The sequence below is a fragment of the Litoreibacter roseus genome (assembly GCF_009811795.1).
Classification (GTDB): Bacteria; Pseudomonadota; Alphaproteobacteria; order Rhodobacterales; family Rhodobacteraceae; genus Litoreibacter; species Litoreibacter roseus.
In genome coordinates this window covers 108,914-127,578 of record NZ_BLJE01000002.1, presented here as the reverse complement: position 1 = coordinate 127,578, position 18,665 = coordinate 108,914, and the positions used below count along the sequence as shown (strand labels likewise).

Sequence of the window (18,665 nt, the reverse complement as noted above, 5' to 3'; positions counted from 1 at the left end):
TTGCGATAGCGACATTCCGGCCATAAAACACGCTTGAAACACCATGAGGACGTCATGACCAAAGATACATTTTCCAAACTGTCCCGCAGGGGATTTATCGCTGGTACAGCTGCCGCAGCAGGTGCTGTCGCGACGCCCGGATTTGCACAAACTGCCGTCGGTTCCCGGGATCCGAACGACATTGTGAAGCGGAACATCTCCAGTTTCCGGTCTTTGGACTGGCAGCCATATTTCAGCAATTTGAAGAATGGCGCCATCCTCGTGGATATCGACAGCCGTGCGCTTCACATGTGGACGCAGGAAGGCAATTACAAACTGTATCCGTCCAGCGTTCCGCTGTCGGAGGACCTGACACGTCGTGGTCGGACATCCGTTATTCGTAAGGTTGAAGGCCCTTCCTGGGCGCCAACACCAGCGATGCGAAAACGAAATCCGGAATGGCCGGAATTCGTAGGCCCCGGACCGGATAATCCGCTTGGGTCACACGCGTTGTATCTGACTTGGACCTATTACCGGATCCACGGAACTCACGACACGCGCAAGATCGGGCGTAAGTCGTCCAACGGCTGTATTGGCCTCTATAACGAACACATCGCCGAGGTCTTTGAGAAGTCGAAAATCGGCACACAGGTGTTGCTGATTTAACGCCTTATTACTGCCTTAGTTTATCTTGGTCTTGCCTACACTTCGGTATGATGCAAATAGACTCGTGACGGGGTACTGTATCCTGTTTCTAATCCCATGCGAAAAACGATTTGGGTTAGGAGCACATCTTGGAAGGAATTGAGAAATGAAAAAGATCGCACTTGCCACAGCATTCACACTGGCTGCATCCACTGCATTTGCAGGCGGTTTCGACGATCCAGTTGTTGAGCCTGTTGTTGTAGAAGAAGAGGCGACGACGTCCGCTGGCGGCATCCTGATCCCACTTCTTTTTGTCGCTTTGGTTGCTCTCGCAGCGTCCTAAGTTTGACTTAAACTTCAGTGATTTGAAAAAGGCGGATGCTTCGGCGCCGCCTTTTTTTCTGCCTAAGCCTCAGACAATCCCGCTTCAGATGCAATTTCTTTGCGGCTCTTGCGCGCCCGCTCGGTTGCAGACTTAAGCTGACCGCATGCGGCCATAATGTCTTCGCCCCGTGGCGTCCGGATCGGCGATGCATAGCCCGCTTTATAGATAATATCCGCGAAAGCTTTGATCCGTTTCCAGTCCGACCGTTGATAAGGCGCGCCGGGCCATTCGTTAAAGGGGATCAGGTTGATTTTGGCCGGAATGCCCTTGATCAGTTTGACCAGACGCCGAGCATCTTCATCGCTGTCATTGACGTCCTTCAGCATCACATATTCGAAGGTGATACGCTCGCTGTTGGACAGCTTCGGATAGGCGCGCAGCGCGCCGAGAAGCTCTTCAATATTCCAGCGTTTGTTGATCGGAACCAGCCGGTTCCGAACATCATCGGTGGTCGCATGGAACGAGACAGCAAGAAGACATCCGATCTCCTCCGCTGTGCGCGCGATCTCCGGCACAACGCCGGATGTCGACAGCGTGATACGGCGTCGGCTGAGGCTGATACCTTCAGGATCCATCGCGATTTTCATCGCGTCGCGGACGTTCTCAAAATTATAAAGCGGCTCGCCCATTCCCATAAGTACGATGTTCGACAGCAACCGCGTTTCGTCCTTGGGATTCCTGCCCGGTTCTGGCCACTCACCAAGATCATCGCGTGCCAGCATGACCTGCCCGATGATTTCACCGGAAGTCAGATTTCGAACCAGCTTTTGCGTGCCGGTATGACAGAAGGAACAGGTAAGCGTGCACCCGACTTGCGATGAGATACACAAAGTGCCGCGTCCCTCTTCGGGGATATAGACGACCTCGACCTCATGCCCGCCGGCAATGCGCACCAGATATTTGCGCGTGCCATCATCGCTGACCTGTTTGCTGACAACTTCAGGCAAGGAGATTGTAAATCTTTCAGACAGAAGCGCGCGGTAGTCCTTCGCCAGATTTGTCATCTGATCAAAGTCGCGCACGCCCTTCTGATAGATCCACTGCCAGATCTGGCCGACCCGCATCTTGGCCTGCTTGTCCGGCGTTCCTGCCTCGATCAACGTCTCGCGCAGCTGGTCCCGTGTCAGCCCGACAAGATTGCGCGGGCCGTCCGTCGGATTTTTGCGCGGGATCGTTAGAACATCCTGTGTGATAGGAGCCGTCGTCATGAAAACCTCTTTCAGCGAAACTTGGCCTTACACCAAAACGCCAGCGAAGGAAAACATGACGGAACGGCGCAGAGGCTGCCGACGCTCAGCGGCCCGTCAGGTTCCGCATTGATTTTCGGCCTCTTCAATTGCGGCGGTGAACCCGAGAAGCGAGAAGGTATCTTTCGTCGTCGTGCCTTTGGCCGATATACCTGTCAGGACAGCCTCAGATCCCCGCTTCATGGCGGAGATGATCCTGCTGTCATCCGCTGGAAGCGCCCATGCCATTTCCCCAGTCGTGAACATCTCAAAGCTGCCAGACCCGATTTGAAGGGAAACGGTTGTGCCATCGCCAAACGGATAGCCGCCGGTGAACGAAACTTCGCCCATTTTGTTTTCGCTTGGCCAGTAGCTGACAAAAACCTGAATATCGCCACGGTTCACGGCGACCACACGGCCTTCTCTGGTGTTCACGGTTTCGGTCGGTGCGCTGACAACCCAACACTGCTTTGTCGGGCTTTCCTCAACAAACACGTTCCAATCCGTTTTTTTGGCCACCCGGTTTGTCGATTCCTGAGCGACTGCGGATCCGACCGCCAGAACCGCCCCACACAAAAGGCCAACGATTTTCAAAGATGTCTTCATTTTTATTGCAGCTCCAGCTGTCCTTGCCTCGGTGCGTCATCCTAAGTCCCTTTACGGGATCGGTTGCGAATGCCGCACGCTAAAATCTCGATTGCAAAATTCTATCGCAAAAGCCATGCGTTGGGAAAGGCCCGTTAGCGGATTTTCGCATCTAGGAGATTGGAATGACACAACCCGCTCGAATGCTGGAAATCTGGCGTGGTGACCTGCTTGAATCGCTACATCTTGGTCATGCTGTGGTCTGCAACACCGCGGGCGAGGTGGTCGAAGCGTGGGGCGATGCCGAGGTTGTGATCTATCCCAGGTCGTCCTGCAAGATGGTGCAGGCGTTACCGCTGATCGAAAGTGGTGCGGCGGATCGGTTCGGTTTGACGTCTGAGCATCTGGCCCTTGCTTGCGCCTCCCACGAAGGGGCTGCAATGCATGCCGATAGGGTGGGGGCATGGCTTGGTAATCTCGAACTTTCTGAAGGTGATTTGCGCTGTGGTGTGCAGGCGCCGTCGGATAAAGACATGGCGGAGCAGTTGATCCGTGCGCAGGATAAACCTTGCCAATTGCATAACAATTGCTCCGGAAAACACGCCGGATTTTTGACGCTAGGCAGGCATCTGAATGCGAGGCCGGAATATCTTGAGATCGATCATCCGGTTCAACTGGCCGTCCGGGATGCGTTCGAAAACATGACCGGGTTGGTTTCCCCCACATATGGGATTGATGGCTGCTCCGCCCCGAATTTCGCAACGACGTTGACCGGTCTTGCCCGCGCCGCAGCCCAAATGGTGTCAAAAACATCCGATGCACGTGGCGTGGCGGCAAAGCGGCTTGTTGAGGCGATGATCGCACATCCCGATTTGGTCGCGGGAAAGGGCAGGGCGTGCACGGAACTTATGGGCGCGGCGAATGGGCAGGCGGCCATCAAGACCGGGGCCGAAGGCGTGTTCATCGCGATCTTACCGGGTAAGCAACTTGGGATTGCGCTTAAAATTGTCGATGGCGCAACCCGCGCGTCTGAGGCATCCATAGCCGCCCTTTTAGTGCGCTACGGCGTGCTGGATCCAGATGATCCACTGGTCCAGAAGCGGACTGTTGGTCCAATCACGAATTGGCGGGGTCTGGTGACGGGCCGAATGCAGGTTGATCCGGCTCTGACGGCGAAATAGTCGCGGCGACGCCATTTATGTGCTCTTCGATCAGATGCTTTTTAAGCGGCTTCGTCATGTAATGCGTAAGACCACAATTTTTTATCCGCTCTTCATCCCCGGACAAAGCATGCGCCGTCATCGCGACGATTGGAACGGGTGAAATGTCCTTCGCGGCTTCATATTCACGGATCAGTTGTGTGGCCTCCATCCCGTCCATTTCTGGCATCGAGATGTCCATGAATACGAGGTCCGGAGTATCCTTCTTGAATGCCTCGACGGCCTCTTTTCCGTTTTCCACGAGGCGGAGGTCTACGTTCAGCCGTTTGATCATCTTTTTGAAGACAAGCTGGTTCGTCTTGTTATCCTCCGCTGCGAGCACGCGGCACAACGGCAACTGTGGCTCGTCTTCGGTTGAGTCAATGGTCTTGAATTGCGGCAGTTCCGCCAGTTTGTCGAAGAGGTTGGTTTTCAGGATCGGTTTGCGGAGGAAGGGGATCCTGTCCAGACGCAAGCTCTGATGCTTGGCATTGCCGACCAGAATGACCGGGGACGTGGACGCTATCCGCAAGCAGATTGATCGTGTTTGCTCGATGTCCTCGTTCGCGACAATGAATGTCACGTCCGGTGGGCTTTCATTGTCAGGGTCGCCATCGCAAAGCGCGCCTTGCCGCGTGTTTAGTCCAGCTTGTTCCAGACGGCGGCTCAAAACGGCTCGATCCGTGTCATCGTCCGATAGGACCAGTGCTGATTTTAGCCCATCGGGCAGGGGGGGTGTTGCGATTTCAGGTGTATCGGCCAATTGGATCGGGAGGGAGAACCCAAAACAAGTGCCTTCGCCCTTTTCACTCTCGACCCAGATCTCACCATCCATCTGTTCGATCAATCCTCGCGTGATGGCGAGGCCCAGACCTGTCCCTTCGTATTTCCTGTTGGCCTCGTCTTCTATCTGATTGAACTCGCCGAAGATGTGATCGATCTTCTCGTTGTCGATTCCGATGCCGGAATCCTCCACCGTAAAGGTCAGCTTGAACATGCCCTCGTCTTCCATGGGCATCCCTGTAACGCGGATCAGAACAAAACCTTTTTCCGTAAATTTGATCGCATTTCCCACAAGGTTCGTAAGAATCTGACGTAGTCGTCCGGGATCGCCGATGTACTCTATGGGCAAGAACTGGTCGAAATCCACGGTGAAGGTGAAGCTTTTCTCGTGAACAACTGGTTCGACAATCAGCGCAACATCCTGAACGATGCGTTCTAGGTTGAAGGCTTCCGGCTTCAGTTCCAGCTTGTCCGCTTCCATTTTAGAGAAGTCGAGCACGTCGTTGATGATGCCCAGAAGCGCGTCGCCCGAGTTGCGAATGGTAGAGGCATAGAGAACCTCTTCCTCATCTAGATCCCCCTCCAACAGCAAATCGGCCATTCCAACCACACCATTCATTGGCGTGCGCAACTCGTGGCTCATTTTTGCGAGGAACGCAGATTTTGCACGGTCCGCAGCCTGAGCGGTATCTCTGGCGTCGCGCAATTCCTCTTCCCTGAGAATGGCATCCGTTATGTTGAGCGCCAGCGAAACGATCCCGCCGTCACTTGTGCGCCGATCCGCCATTTTTATGTAGGAACCGTCCCAAAGGCGCAGGGTAATGGGGCTTATGGCCTGACCTTGCCAACGCCCCAGCATGAAATCGAACCACTCGTCTTCGGGCATGCCCTGCAGATCAACGATGCCTTCCTCGATACACAGGTCGAGAATTTTGGCGTAGGTGTTCCCGGGTCCGATAGAGCCCGCGTCAAGCGCGCGCAGATACGGCTGGTTCGCGATGATCAGTCGGAAGTCAGCATCAAAAAGGGCAAATCCATCCTGAATGGTTTCGAGCGCGTCCCACAGGAGACGTTCCACCATCATCACCTTGCTATTTGCCATCTCGAGGTCGTGCACGACCTTTGTGTTTTGACCTTCCAATTGGCTCACGACGCGCCGCTGGTCGATGATCTGCGTGGACAGCGACAGCGCGTGGTTGGACAGCTTGCGGTTTGCATCGATCAGCTCCGCTTGCTTCAATTCCAGCCGACGTTCGACGGCAAGGCGCGCGCGGCGCTCCTGCTGAAGTTCGTCTTCATGCGTAAAATCTTTCATCGCTACATCACAGCCGTAGAATCGGAATTTGACCTACAGTGTGACAACGCCGCGTGAAAACGCCCTTAACGGAAGTTACTTTCGAAGATTACGAAGCAGACGGCGCGCTAAACTCGTTCGATTGCCAGTGCGATACCTTGTCCGCCACCGATGCACATCGTGATCAATGCTTTGCTACCGCCTGTACGCTCTAGCTCGTACAGGGCTTTGACCGTAATGATCGCGCCGGTCGCCCCAACGGGATGGCCCAACGCGATCGCACCTCCATTTGGATTGACGCGTGCCGGATCCATTTTGAGTGTTTTGCTGACGGCAAGAGCTTGCGCCGCGAAGGCCTCGTTGGACTCGATGACATCGAAGTCATCAATCGCCAGACCGGTTTTCTTCAGGAGGTTTTCAACCGCCGGAATTGGTCCAACACCCATAACCTCGGGCCGGACGCCTGCATGGGCGTATCCCAATACGCGCGCTCGGGGGGGCAAGCCGTCGCGCTTGGCCGCATCGCTATTGGCAAAAACCAGCGCGCCTGCACCGTCATTGATCCCTGAAGCATTGCCCGCCGTGACCTTGCCGTCTTTCTTGAAGACCGCGCGCAGACCGGACAGCGCTTCGAGGGAGGTGGCTTTGGGATGCTCGTCGGTGTCAAAGGCAACAATATCGCGTTTTACGCGCACCTCTACTGGGACGATCTGATCTTTGAAATAACCTTGCTCAATCGCGTTTGCTGCGCGGGTTTGGCTTTCCATGGCGAAGGCGTCCTGAGCCGCGCGAGAGATTTCCCACTCTTCTGATACGTTCTCGGCGGTGACGCCCATATGGCCGGTGCCGAATGGGCAATTTAATGCGCCCAGCATCATATCCTGAGCGCCAGCATCACCCATCTTCTGACCCCAGCGTGCTTGCGGTAAAATGTAGGGCGAGCGGCTCATGTTTTCCGCGCCACCCGCAACCCCATACTCCGCATCGCCAAGCATGAGAGATTGCACGACCGAAACGATCGCCTGCACGCCGGAGCCGCAAAGTCGGTTGACGTTCATCGCTGGCGTGGTGTCCGGGATACCTGCCTGCATTGCTCCGACGCGGGACAAATACATATCGCGGGGTTCGGTGTTGATGACATGACCAAAGGCTACATGACCGATTTGGCCGCCCTCGACACCCGCACGCTCCAGCGCGGCTTTTGTCACGACCGTTGCTAGATCAATGGGCGCCGTGCTCGCCAAGGATCCGCCGAAGGTCCCGATCGCTGTGCGCGCGCCTGATAGAATAACGATGTCTGTCATGATGTTCCTCCCAGATATTCAGCAACGATAGCGAAGCGCGGGGTCGATCAAAATGTCAAATCAGCAAGGCGAACGCAACGTCTTGTCAGGTGATGGCAAGGCGGATTCCGTAAGCCACGACTGCAAGCACGCCGACGCTTGCGATCCAGATGCCCACGAACCAAGCGAGCTTTTTCATCAGTGGTACCCTTCGCTTGGATCGACCTTCCCGCGGAATACCCAGTACGCGTAGGCCGTGTAGCCCAAGATCATGGGGACAAGGATCACGGTTCCGACAAGAGCAAATTGAAGGCTCGAATCCGGTGCTGCGGCCTCCCAGATCGAAAGCGATGGCGGTACGATGTTGGGATAAAAACTGATGCCGATCCCGATGAAGCACAGCAGAAACAGCGCGAGCGCCGCGAAGAACGGTTGGACATCCTTGTCGTCCCACAGTCCGCGGAACAAAAGGAAAGCCGCCACAAGAACAAGCGCTGGCATCGCGACGCTGACAAAGACACCCGGGAAGGCAAACCAGCGTTCAAAGTAAACCGGGTCCTGAAACGGAGTCAGCAGGCTGGCAAGGCCAATGAAGCCAAGCGTGATAACCGCCAATCTGACAGAGTAGCGGCGCATCCGACTGTTCAGATCGTCGCTGGTCTTCATCACCAACCACGTGGAGCCCAAAAGCGCATATCCAAATACAACGGCGAGCCCGGTAATCAGTGAAAAATAGGTGAGCCAATCCCACCAGCCGCCTCCATAAGCGCGGTCGGACATTTCGATACCCTGCACCAAGGCACCCAGAGCAATGCCTTGCATGAACGCTGCCATCACGGAACCGCCGAAAAACGCGATGTCCCACACACCCTTCCAGCGCTTGGTGCGCCACCGATACTCAAACGCTACGCCACGGAAGACCAGCGCCAGAAGCATCAGGATGATCGGCATGTAAAGCGCCGGCATCACCACCGCGTAGGCCAGCGGGAAGACGGCGAACAATCCGCCCCCCCCCAGAACCAGCCATGTTTCATTGCCGTCCCAAACAGGTGCAACCGAGTTCATCATCACGTCCCGGTCGATATCTTTCTTCACGAATGGAAACAGAATTCCCACGCCCAGATCAAAGCCGTCCAGGATGACGTAAACCAAAACGGCAAATGCGATGATACCGGCCCAGATAAACGGAAGATCCAAAATCATATTTGACGTCTCCTATTGGCCGGGCTGCGTTTGCAGATCGTTGCATTGCTGCGCAGGTGTGATGCCCGCAGTTCGAATGGGCCCATCCCGCAAACCAAGTTTCTTGGTGTCGGCTCGCATGTTCATCATCCGCAGGATGTAGAATGTCCCCGCCCCGAATACGAAGAAGTAGACGATGATGAATGCAGTCAGAGACGCCGCCACCGCAGGCGCCGCCACCGGTGCGAGAGATTCACTGGTGCGCATTACACCGTATACTGTGAACGGCTGGCGCCCGACCTCTGTCGTGATCCAACCTGCCAGCACAGCGACGAAGCCACTTGGCCCCATCAAAAGAACCGCGCGCTGCAGCCACTTGTCTTCGTAAAGCTTGCCTCGGACCCGCCGCCACAAGCTCCACGCGCCGATCACAAGCATACCCATGCCAATGGCGATCATGATCCGAAAGCTCCAGAACACGATCCCTACCGGTGGCTCATCTTCGTCTGGAATGGTGTCCAGACCGTCGAGCGGTGCGTTTAGATCGTGCTTCAGGATCAGACTGGACAGTTTCGGGATCTCGATCGCGTAGTCAATCCGCTTTTCTTCCGCATTCGGAATGCCAAACAAAATCAACGGCGCACCGTCGGGATAGCTGTCATAGTGACCTTCCATCGCCATGACCTTGGCGGGCTGATATTCCAGCGTGTTCAGACCGTGCAAATCGCCTGCGACAATTTGGATTGGTGCGACGACAACTGCCATCCACATGGCCATCGAAAACATGCGCCGCGCTTCCTTATCCGAGCGATCCCGCAGCAAATGAAGTGCGCCGACCGCACCGACCACAAAGGCGGTCGTCAGATAGGCAGCCAAAGTCATGTGGACCAGCCGATACGGGAAGGAGGGATTGAAGACGATCTCCCACCAGTTCTCAGGAATAAATTGACCCACGTCGTTAACGGCGTAGCCTGCAGGCGTCTGCATCCAGGAGTTTACGGAAAGAATCCATGTGGCGGACATCAACGTGCCGAAAGCGACCATGGCGGTTGCAAACATATGCAGCTTGTCACCCACTCGCTCCCGCCCAAACAGCATGATGCCGAGAAAACCTGCCTCCAGGAAGAAGGCGGATAAAACTTCGTAGGCCATAAGCGGCCCGAGGATCGGTCCGGTTTTATCTGAGAAAACACTCCAGTTCGTGCCAAACTGGTAGGACATGACAATGCCCGACACGACGCCCATGCCGAATGCCACGGCAAAGATCTTTTTCCAGTACGTGAAAAGTTTCAGATAGGTCTCGTCTCGCGTTTTCAGCCATAGGGCGTTCAACACAGCCAGATAACTTGCCAACCCAATGGAGAAGGCAGGAAAAATGATGTGAAACGATACGGTGAACGCAAATTGAACGCGTGCAAGTGTCTCGGCCGAAAAACCGTCCAACATGTCTAACCTCGTGTTTTGCTAGGACGCGGCGGCGCGGCGGACCGGGTCGCCTTTGCAGTAAATATAAGCGTCAGCATTTGGGGATACATGATGCAAATTGACCGAAAGCAAAGCCGATTGTCGCACCTTTTTCGCAGCGAAGCGCCGATCACAGGGAACTTGATTGGCGGTTTCTGATTTGATGTATATTGTCGGTCCGTGCTCTTCTGATTGTGGGAAACATAGTCCTCTTGCGACACTCCGTAGCCCTCAGCTTCTGCACTGCTTTTCTTTTGTTGTCATCTATACCTGTGCAGGCTTTCGACCTTGTCATTCAATCTACTTCGGAAAATGAAGATCTGAATGCGGCACTGAAGCAGTCACTGCTTCTGGATCAGTTGGATGATGAAGCGACGCCTCAAGATATTTTAGCAGCATCACAAGCAGACTATGAACGGTTGATCGGCGCGCTCTACAGCGAAGGCTACTTTGGTCCTGGGATCACGATCCAAATTGACGGGCGCGAGGCCGCGTCCATTCCGCCTATTTCCCCACCCACGGCCATTCGCACTGTGGTGGTCCGGGTCACGGCTGGCCCACGCTATCGGTTTGGGGCCGCGTCCATTGCGCCTGTTGCTCGGGGGACGGAACTGCCCGACGGTTTTGCAACCAACGAAGTCGCGCGAACGCCCGTGCTGCGGGATACGGTTGACGTGGCCATCGAACGGTGGCGTGAGTTGGGGCGCGCAAAGGCCGAGGTCGCAGGACAAGAGATCACCGCGCGTCACCCCGATCGCCGGCTTGACGCGCGGATCACGCTAGACACAGGACCAAAGCTGGACTTTGGCGACCTGGTGATCAGCGGCAACGAGGATGTGCGCACGTCGCGTATCCGCGATATCGCCGGGTTGCCGACGGGCGAGACCTTTTCTCCTGAAGAATTGGACAGGGTCACCACGCGCCTGCGTCGTACGGGAACATTCCGGGTGGTTGCGCTAAGCGAAGCGGACGAGATAGGGCCGGGCAACACCCTCGACATAAATGCGCAGATAATCGAGGAAAAGCCCCGGCGGCTTGAGTTTGGCGCCGAGATTTCGACACAGGAAGGGATTTCCGTTTCGAGCGCGTGGATGCATCGCAATCTTCTGGGCGGCGCCGAGCGACTTCGGTTTGAATTTGAGATCGAAGGTATCGGCGGCGACACCGGCGGCGAAGACTTCCGGTTCCTCACGCGCTTTGACCGCCCGGCGACTTTCAACGAAGACACAGATTTTTACGCCCTGACCGAGCTGGAGCGTCTGGATGAGGTGAACTTTAATTCACGCCAAGCCTCGGTCGAAATGGGCATTAGGCGCTACGCGAGCGCGCGGCGGGAATATACGCTTGGTGTTGGTATCACGACCGCTGAGACCGAAGATGCGTTTGGCAATCAGAGCTATACCATCTTCACCGTTCCCATGAGCGCCACCTTCGACTATCGCGACAACAGGCTCAGCGCGACCGAAGGTTACTACGCGCAGGCAAATCTGACACCTTTTCTTAGCATTGATGGCACGGATGATGGTCTACGCGCCTATCTTGACGGTCGGGCTTACACAAGCACCGGACCTGATGACCGCTTGACCTTTGCAGTGCGCGCGCAGCTTGGCGCCTTGTCCGGACCGACGGTCGAAAACGCCCCATCTGATTTCCTGTTCTACTCTGGCGGTGGTGGTACTGTGCGGGGGCAGGACTACCAATCGCTCGGGATTGAATTGCCAGACGACGAGTTAATCGGCGGCAGATCATTTCTAGGTCTTTCTGGTGAGATCCGGGCCAGAACCGGGGACAATCTCAGCGTGGTCGGTTTCTACGATGCGGGCTATGTGGGTCCGGAAAACTTTCCCGATGGAAGCTCGGGTGAATGGCACAGCGGCGCGGGGATCGGTCTGAGATATGACACCGGGATTGGGCCAGTACGGCTTGATGTCGGCGTGCCGGTCAGTGGGCCGGATGACAACACCGGTTTCGAGATCTACATCGGCATAGGGCAGGCGTTCTGATGACCGGGCTCCTCAGAATCTTTCTCTGCCTGTTATGCTTCGCAACACCTGTGTTCGCGCAGCAGGAAGCCTCGGATGAAGATCGGGGATTTTTGACTGAGCTTCTAGAAAACTCTTTGGGTGGTGAAGGTCGCGATGTGCGTATCACCGGATTTCGCGGTGCGCTCAGTTCAGAAGCGTCTATTGACCGGATCAGCATCGCGGACGAACAGGGCATTTGGCTGGTACTTGAAACACTGAGGCTGAACTGGAACCGGTCCGCTTTGCTGCGCGGCCGGTTGGAGGTTCAGGAACTGTCTGCAGAGACAATTCTTCTGTCGCGGCTTCCGCAGCCGGCACCCGGCGAGCCACCTGCAGCTGAAGCAAGCGAGTTTTCCCTTCCCGATCTGCCGGTTTCCATTCAAGTGGACAGCCTGTCCGCCAATCGGATCGTGCTCGGCGCCCCGGTAATTGGCGAGGCGGTTGAGCTCACGCTTGAGGCCAGCGCTCGGCTCAGCGGTGGATCGGGTGCCCTTCAGATGACGGCAGAACGAGTGGATGGCCGGACCGGGCGCTTTATCATCGACGCCAGCTACGCCGCGGACACGCAAGCGACTGGTATCATGATCGATCTGTCGGAAGGGCCTGGCGGCATCGTTTCGCGGCTTCTCGCATTGCCGGGTCAACCGGATGTGGCGCTGCAGATTGCCGGCGAAGGTCCGCTTGATGACTTTGAGGCCACGATTTCCGTTGCGACGGACGGGCAGGATCGCCTGTCTGGAACAGTGACGCTTGCCGGAGACGGTGCACAGCCGGGGTCAGAGGCCGCCCGCCGGTTCACCGCCAACTTGGGCGGCGATGTCACGGCGCTTTTCGCGCCAGAGTATCGGACGTTCTTTGGCGAAGATGTCTCCCTTGTTGTCGCTGGGAGGCGAACAGCAGAGGGTGCGTTAGATCTGTCCGAGATTGCTCTGGAAACGGATGCATTGCAGCTTTCGGGCGAGGTGGCTTTAAACCGGGACAATTGGCCGACGTTGATTAATTTGACGGGTCGGATCGCGCCAGAAGACGATACTACGGTTCTTTTGCCCATAGGCGGGGCGCCGACGCGGGTCGGCAGCGTTGATCTTTCAGTTCAGTATGACCGAGATGCTGGCGACACATGGTCTGCGCGCGCGAGTGTTCTTGACCTGATCCGTGGTGAGATGGAAGTGGCCCGCATTGCACTGGATGGCCGCGGCATTCTGCAAGGCAATGTGAATGCGGTCGGCCAGGTCACCGCCGATATGAACATTGCTGCGGACGGGATCGCCTTCGGCGATGAGGCGCTTCAACAAGCCGTCGGGCCGGAGATCGAGGGGTCGTTTGCTGTTGAATATGTAGAAGACCAGCCTCTGCGTCTCACTGATCTTAACTTAGGCGGGGAGGATTACGCACTGACCGGTGATGTAGATGTGAACGCATTGGGGGAAGGATTGCGGACTGCGTTTGATCTAAGCATTGCGGCGCAGTCCATTGAACGCTTCTCAGGTCTTGCGGGCCGGTCACTGGGCGGACAAGCGACGCTTGATATCGCGGGCTCCACTGCTTTGGGGGGCGCTTTTGATGTGGTTATCGCCGGTAATGCAACTGATCTTCGTCTGGATCAATCACAGGCAGACACCGTTTTGGCCGGGACGACACGACTGGATATTGCCGCCCGTCGCACTCTGGATGGGACGGTTCTGGAGCGAGCAAACGTCTCAAACGATCAGATCTCAGTTGAGGCCTCAGGCCGGTTTGCTACCGATGATGCCTTCGCGGAATACGACATCCGGTTGAACGATTCAGGCTTGGTTATCCCAGATACTACCGGCCCTTTGCTCCTAGATGGTACTGCAACGCAAACGCCGGAGGGATGGTCCGTTCTGACGATGGCAGAAGGCCCGTTTGACACAACAGCACAGATCGCAGGTCGTCTTGCGGGCGAGACCCCCGAGGTGGCATTTCAGTTGAACCTGCCCGACGTCCAGCCGCTGGTGCCACAGTACAGCGGCGCGTTGTCCGTAGACGGCATTGCCACGCAAAGGGTCGACGGCTGGCAGGTCGTTGCGGATTTGGCGGGCCCCTATGATCTGTCGGCGCGTGTGGATGCCATGGCGACCGGACCAAACCCGAATGTGAAATATGAAGTAAGATTGCCCGACATCCGCCCACTGGTTCCGCAGTTTACCGGTGCCGTTGAGTTGGACGGCACCGCCGAGCAAACAGTCGAGGGATGGCAGATCCAGACAGATGTCGCAGGGCCCTATGGATTGACCGCGTCAGTCGCCGGGCGTGCCACTGGGGCCTCGCCCTCGATCCAATATGACGTGCGGTTACCGGATGTGAATCCGCTTGCCCCCCAATACCGCGGGGCTGCGACCATAACGGGGACGGCAGAACAGCCTGACGACGACTGGATCGTGAATGCGGATTTGACGGGTCCTTATCAATCCACGGCTCGCTTGCGTGGCGTCGTTACAGGGCCGGTGCGGTCGTTGTCCTATACCGTGCGCGTCCCAGATATCAGTCCTTTGGTCACTGACGTGAACGGATCTGTTGTCCTAGATGGCACAGCGCGAGAAAGTGGTGATAGGTGGCAGGTGGCAACTGTTCTGGACGGACCCGCGGGTGCTAGAGCGCAGATCGCCGGAACGGTTTCCAACGAAGGCCAATTGAATGTGAGCGCGCAAGGCACCGCACCACTAGGTCTTGCCAATCCGTTTATCACGCCCCGGCGGATTTCAGGAAACACCCGGTTCGCGCTGCAAATAGATGGCCCTGCGTCTTTGAACGCTGTGTCGGGTGATATCACAATATCCGGTGGCCGGTTTGCCGATCCGAACCTTCGACTGGCGTTCGAAGACATTGGCGGAACGATCAACCTTCAGGGAAGCCGTGCGGCACTTGATCTTACCGCTCAGTCAACGACCAGTGGCCGGGTTACGGTGTCTGGAACCATAGGGCTTGCCGCGCCAAATCCCGCAGACCTTCGTGTCCAACTGATCCGGTTGGGGCTCGTGGATCCGTCGCTATATGAAACCGAAGTCGATGGGCAGGTCACCCTTGCGGGCAATCTACAGGGCGGTGCCCGGATCGCCGGCGATCTGGAGCTTGGTCGAACGACGATCACTGTGCCGTCGTCCGGTGTTGGCGGCTTCGGGATCGTTCCAGAGGTCGTGCATGTAAACCCGTCCCCCCGTATCGCGCAAACGCTCGCCCGGGCAGGGCTGGAACAGGTTCCTGAAGAACAGACTGGCGCGGACCGTCCCGGCTATGCCTTGGATCTTGCTATCCGGGCGCCGTCTCAGATCTTTGTTCGGGGTCGTGGGATCGACGCGGAACTGGGCGGCGGCCTGCGTTTGTCTGGCACAACAAACAACATCGTCTCCGCCGGTCGGTTTGAGTTGATACGCGGGCGACTGGATATTCTCGAACAGAGGTTCACGCTGGATGAGGGTACCATCCAATTGCAGGGGGATTTCAATCCGTTCCTGCGTTTCGTTGCGGTGACGGACACTGCGACAGGAACGGCGAGCGTTGTCATCGAAGGGTCGGCCTCTTCCCCAGAAGTGCGATTTGAGTCAACACCAGCCGCACCCCAAGACGAGGTTCTGGCCCAGCTGTTCTTTGGACGCGACGTCAGTCAGCTATCCGCGTTTCAGGCTCTGCAGCTCGCAAACGCAGTCGCTACACTCGCGGGGCGCGGAGGAAACAGCATCGTGTCGCAGCTCAGGCGCGGATTTGACCTGGATGATCTCGACGTAACGACCAACTCGGACGGCGGAACAGCGGTTAGGGCGGGCAAATACCTTTCGGACAACGTCTACACTGACGTGACGGTCGGGGCTTCAACGGACAGCTCCGTATCGTTGAACATCGATCTGACATCTTCCATCACAGCGAAAGGCACGCTGGGCGCCGATGGCAACACCTCTCTCGGTGTTTTTTTCAAGCGGGATTACTAAGACCTGTTCATACGTCCGAAGACGGGCATAGCGAAAGAGAATCTCTTGTTCAGGGTCGCGCGACTCGGGGTGATTTACACTTCGTTTACATTCACGCGACCGCCCAGCCGCTGCCACATTTTCCGGCGATCCTTGAGAAGCCTTTGTATTTAATGGGCTTTTAAAGGTTTCAGGCGGCTTTGTGACTACAAATGGGCCAATTGGCTTCATGATTTGAACAAATTGTTTGGGATAGTTAGCAGGACAGAGGGGCTTTGTCGCCATTTTGGGAATAGTCCCCGACAGAGCGACTTAGTGGGTGAAAGATGAGTACCGCAGCTGAGAAGAAAACAGAGAGTGACGCGTCGTCGAGCTTCTCCGATGAGTTGAAGCCGGGCACTGTGCTTATGCATGGCCAGTACACCATTGAGAGCTTTCTCAACAGTGGTGGATTCGGCATTACATATCTCGCGCGGGACAGTCTCGACCGGAAGGTTGTGATCAAGGAATGCTTCCCGGGATCTTTCTGCCGCCGCAGTCACAATATCGTTGCGGCGCGGTCGCGCGCGCATCAGGCTGAATACAAGTCGATCGTAAAGCTCTTCGTCAAAGAAGCTTTCAACTTGTCGAAACTGAATCACCCGAACATCGTGGGCGTGCATCACGTTTTCGAAGACAACGACACCGCCTACATGGCGCTTGATTTTGTCGAAGGCTACGACTTGCTTGAGACGCTTGAGGAGGGGGGGCAGATGATCCCGCCCGAGCAGGTCCAGCCGATCCTTGAGAAGCTGCTTGACGCCATCGGGTTCATCCATGGCAAGGACATGCTGCATCGGGATATCTCGCCCGATAACATTCTCTTGGATGCGAAAACACGCAATCCGGTTCTGATCGACTTTGGCGCTGCTCGTGAAGAAGCAACGAAGAAGAGCCGTGTTTTGTCCGCAATGCGTGTCGTCAAAGACGGCTACTCCCCGCAGGAATTCTATATCCAAGGCAGCAAGCAGGGGCCTTACAGTGACCTCTATGCTTTGGGTGCGACGTTCTATCACCTGACCGCAGGTGAAACGCCACCAAACAGTCAAGCACGCCTAGCAGCGATCGCGGCAAGTGAGCCAGATCCCTATGTCCCGCTTTCCGAGAAGGCAGGCAAAGGTCTTGATCCTAAGTTTTTGGCGGCTGTGGACCGTTCCCTTGCCGTGTTCCCAAAGGACCGCCTTCAATCAGCCGCAGAGTGGCTTGCAATGCTGAAGGGCGAAGAGTTTGATCCAGTTCTGCCCAAACAGGGTGCGGCCTCGACGCAAGACGATGCTGTCATCAGCGCGACCGTCGCTAAGCTTGTTTCCACGAGCGCCGTGGTCGAGGAGAAACCTGCTCTGAAGGAAATTCCCGTCCCGGCAGAAGAGGTTGTGGTTGAAGAACCTGAAGATGACAAGGCAGAGACAGAAATCACTGCGGCTGAAGATTTGGCCGATAAAGAAGAAAGTGCAGAGGTCTCAGACGACCTTGACGATGTGAACGAGTTCCCCGCGTCCAGCTATAAGATTATTGATACGGACAAGAGTGACGATCCAGTTGTTGAAGAAGACATCGAGGAAGATGATGCAGAAGGCGATATTGCTACTGCGTCGGACTCTGACGATCAGACGGACATCATCGCGCAAGACACTATCGAGCACACAGAAGATGACAGCGCTGCTGAGGAGGTCGCCGAGGTTCCGGTTGCTCCGCACGCTGCAAAATCGCGTGGGATGTTGTTCCTTGGGGCTGCGGCGGCGATTGCGATTGTCGCAGCCCTCGGGGTCGTCGGATCAGGCCTGTTATCGACAGATGATGAGACCGCAGGGCAATCAGACGCGGCCGAGGGTGCGACATCCGCAATTCCTGTTCAACGGTCTAACGAATTGACTAATTCGTTCGCAGAAGCAGACATCGCGGTCATTCCGGACGGACCCGCAGAACCCGCCGTTGACAGCAGTTCGCGCGCCAGTTCCGCAATCGTTTTTGTACCGCGCGATGGCGCAGTTATTCCTGACGTGCTCGAACCGGTCTCGGCACAGTCGCGCCTCGTGGTCACCGGTCTTTCGGTCGATCTGCCGTTTACCACCACTCAGGGCTCTGATGTTGTGATCAAGGATCTCGACCCAACCGCTGCGGACTGGATGCGTGAAGGTCAGGCTGTGGTCGAGGTGAATGGCACCGAAATCAGCGACTCGTCTGATCTTGGCCCTCTTTTACAGGCTGCTGCGGCATCAAGCGACGTTCCGTTGGTTCAGATTCAGTTTGGCTTGAAGGATAGCGGGGCAACAGAGATTACGCGCAATGACATCGCGTTACCAGTTGTCCAGGAAGTTGCCCTGCTCAACGGAATCGAATTTCAGAGCAAGTTCGCAGGCGAAGAATGGCAAACTGTTGTCACATCAGTGCCTGAAAATAATGAAAACGATCTACAAGTTGGGGATATTATTGTAGCTTATATCCCAACAAGCGAACGGGTCGGACTAGATATCACCATGGCGGAGATCATGACGCGCGAAGTTGCAAACGAAATTGAGTTCTTCAATTTTGCTGTGTCACGGGACAACTTCATGTGGGTCGCATCATTTAACTACAGCACGGAAGAGCAATGATGGATCGGTGTGCATCAGTTTCCTGGGGGAACATCACCATCCGCGTTGAGAGATCGG

13 protein-coding genes are annotated in these 18,665 nt (G+C 56.1%); 6 read left to right on the top strand and 7 right to left on the bottom strand.

The genetic code is table 11. The features are described 5' to 3' along the window. The first annotated feature begins 54 nt into the window (after positions 1-54). Positions 55-645 carry a L,D-transpeptidase gene (locus KIN_RS07605; RefSeq protein ID WP_159805670.1) on the top strand — a complete coding sequence of 197 codons (591 nt, stop codon included), beginning with the start codon at positions 55-57 and terminating at the stop codon, positions 643-645. A gap of 145 nt (positions 646-790) precedes the next feature. Next, entirely contained in the window at positions 791-967 is a 177-nt protein-coding gene (locus tag KIN_RS22240; protein ID WP_174239106.1) for a hypothetical protein, read from the top strand. A 62-nt stretch (positions 968-1,029) separates the two neighbouring features. Here the strand turns inward: KIN_RS22240 and rlmN are convergent, their stop codons facing one another. Next, a complete protein-coding gene (gene rlmN, locus KIN_RS07600; RefSeq protein WP_159805668.1) occupies positions 1,030-2,217 on the bottom strand; it encodes a dual-specificity RNA methyltransferase RlmN in 1,188 nt (395 codons plus the stop codon). 96 nt (positions 2,218-2,313) lie between these two features. After that, complete coding sequence (locus KIN_RS07595) at positions 2,314-2,841, bottom strand: invasion associated locus B family protein (protein WP_159805666.1); 528 nt, start codon at positions 2,839-2,841, stop codon at positions 2,314-2,316. 164 nt (positions 2,842-3,005) lie between these two features. Between KIN_RS07595 and KIN_RS07590 the strand changes: the two genes are divergently transcribed. Further along, positions 3,006-4,001, top strand: a complete 996-nt coding sequence (locus tag KIN_RS07590) for an asparaginase (RefSeq protein WP_159805664.1) — start codon at positions 3,006-3,008, stop codon at positions 3,999-4,001. On the opposite strand, the gene KIN_RS07585 is transcribed toward KIN_RS07590, so the two are convergent. From KIN_RS07585 to KIN_RS07565, 5 genes are all read right to left on the bottom strand, one after another. Continuing rightward, positions 3,937-6,117: an ATP-binding protein gene (locus KIN_RS07585; RefSeq protein ID WP_159805662.1), complete on the bottom strand. Its 2,181-nt coding sequence runs from the start codon at positions 6,115-6,117 to the stop codon at positions 3,937-3,939. The genes KIN_RS07590 and KIN_RS07585 overlap by 65 nt on opposite strands. Positions 6,118-6,224: 107 nt before the next feature. Beyond that, positions 6,225-7,400, bottom strand: coding sequence for an acetyl-CoA C-acyltransferase family protein (locus KIN_RS07580; protein ID WP_159805660.1), 1,176 nt, complete (start codon positions 7,398-7,400; stop codon positions 6,225-6,227). 85 nt (positions 7,401-7,485) lie between these two features. Beyond that, positions 7,486-7,578, bottom strand: coding sequence for a DUF2474 family protein (locus KIN_RS07575; RefSeq protein WP_159805658.1), 93 nt, complete (start codon positions 7,576-7,578; stop codon positions 7,486-7,488). After that, positions 7,578-8,582 (bottom strand): cytochrome d ubiquinol oxidase subunit II, encoded by a 1,005-nt coding sequence (gene cydB, locus KIN_RS07570; RefSeq protein ID WP_159805656.1) that lies wholly within the window; start codon positions 8,580-8,582, stop codon positions 7,578-7,580. Before cydB ends, KIN_RS07575 begins: the two co-directional genes overlap by 1 nt. A 12-nt stretch (positions 8,583-8,594) precedes the next feature. Further along, positions 8,595-10,007, bottom strand: a complete 1,413-nt coding sequence (locus KIN_RS07565) for a cytochrome ubiquinol oxidase subunit I (RefSeq protein WP_159805654.1) — start codon at positions 10,005-10,007, stop codon at positions 8,595-8,597. Between the two features lie 230 nt (positions 10,008-10,237). Between KIN_RS07565 and KIN_RS07560 the strand changes: the two genes are divergently transcribed. From KIN_RS07560 to KIN_RS07550, 3 genes are all read left to right on the top strand, one after another. Further along, positions 10,238-12,028, top strand: coding sequence for an autotransporter assembly complex protein TamA (locus tag KIN_RS07560; RefSeq protein WP_243144858.1), 1,791 nt, complete (start codon positions 10,238-10,240; stop codon positions 12,026-12,028). Next, positions 12,028-15,996, top strand: a complete 3,969-nt coding sequence (locus tag KIN_RS07555; protein WP_159805652.1) for a translocation/assembly module TamB domain-containing protein — start codon at positions 12,028-12,030, stop codon at positions 15,994-15,996. The genes KIN_RS07560 and KIN_RS07555 overlap by 1 nt, the downstream gene beginning before the upstream one ends. A gap of 305 nt (positions 15,997-16,301) precedes the next feature. Continuing rightward, complete coding sequence (locus KIN_RS07550) at positions 16,302-18,608, top strand: serine/threonine-protein kinase (protein WP_159805650.1); 2,307 nt, start codon at positions 16,302-16,304, stop codon at positions 18,606-18,608. The last annotated feature ends 57 nt before the right edge of the window (positions 18,609-18,665 follow it).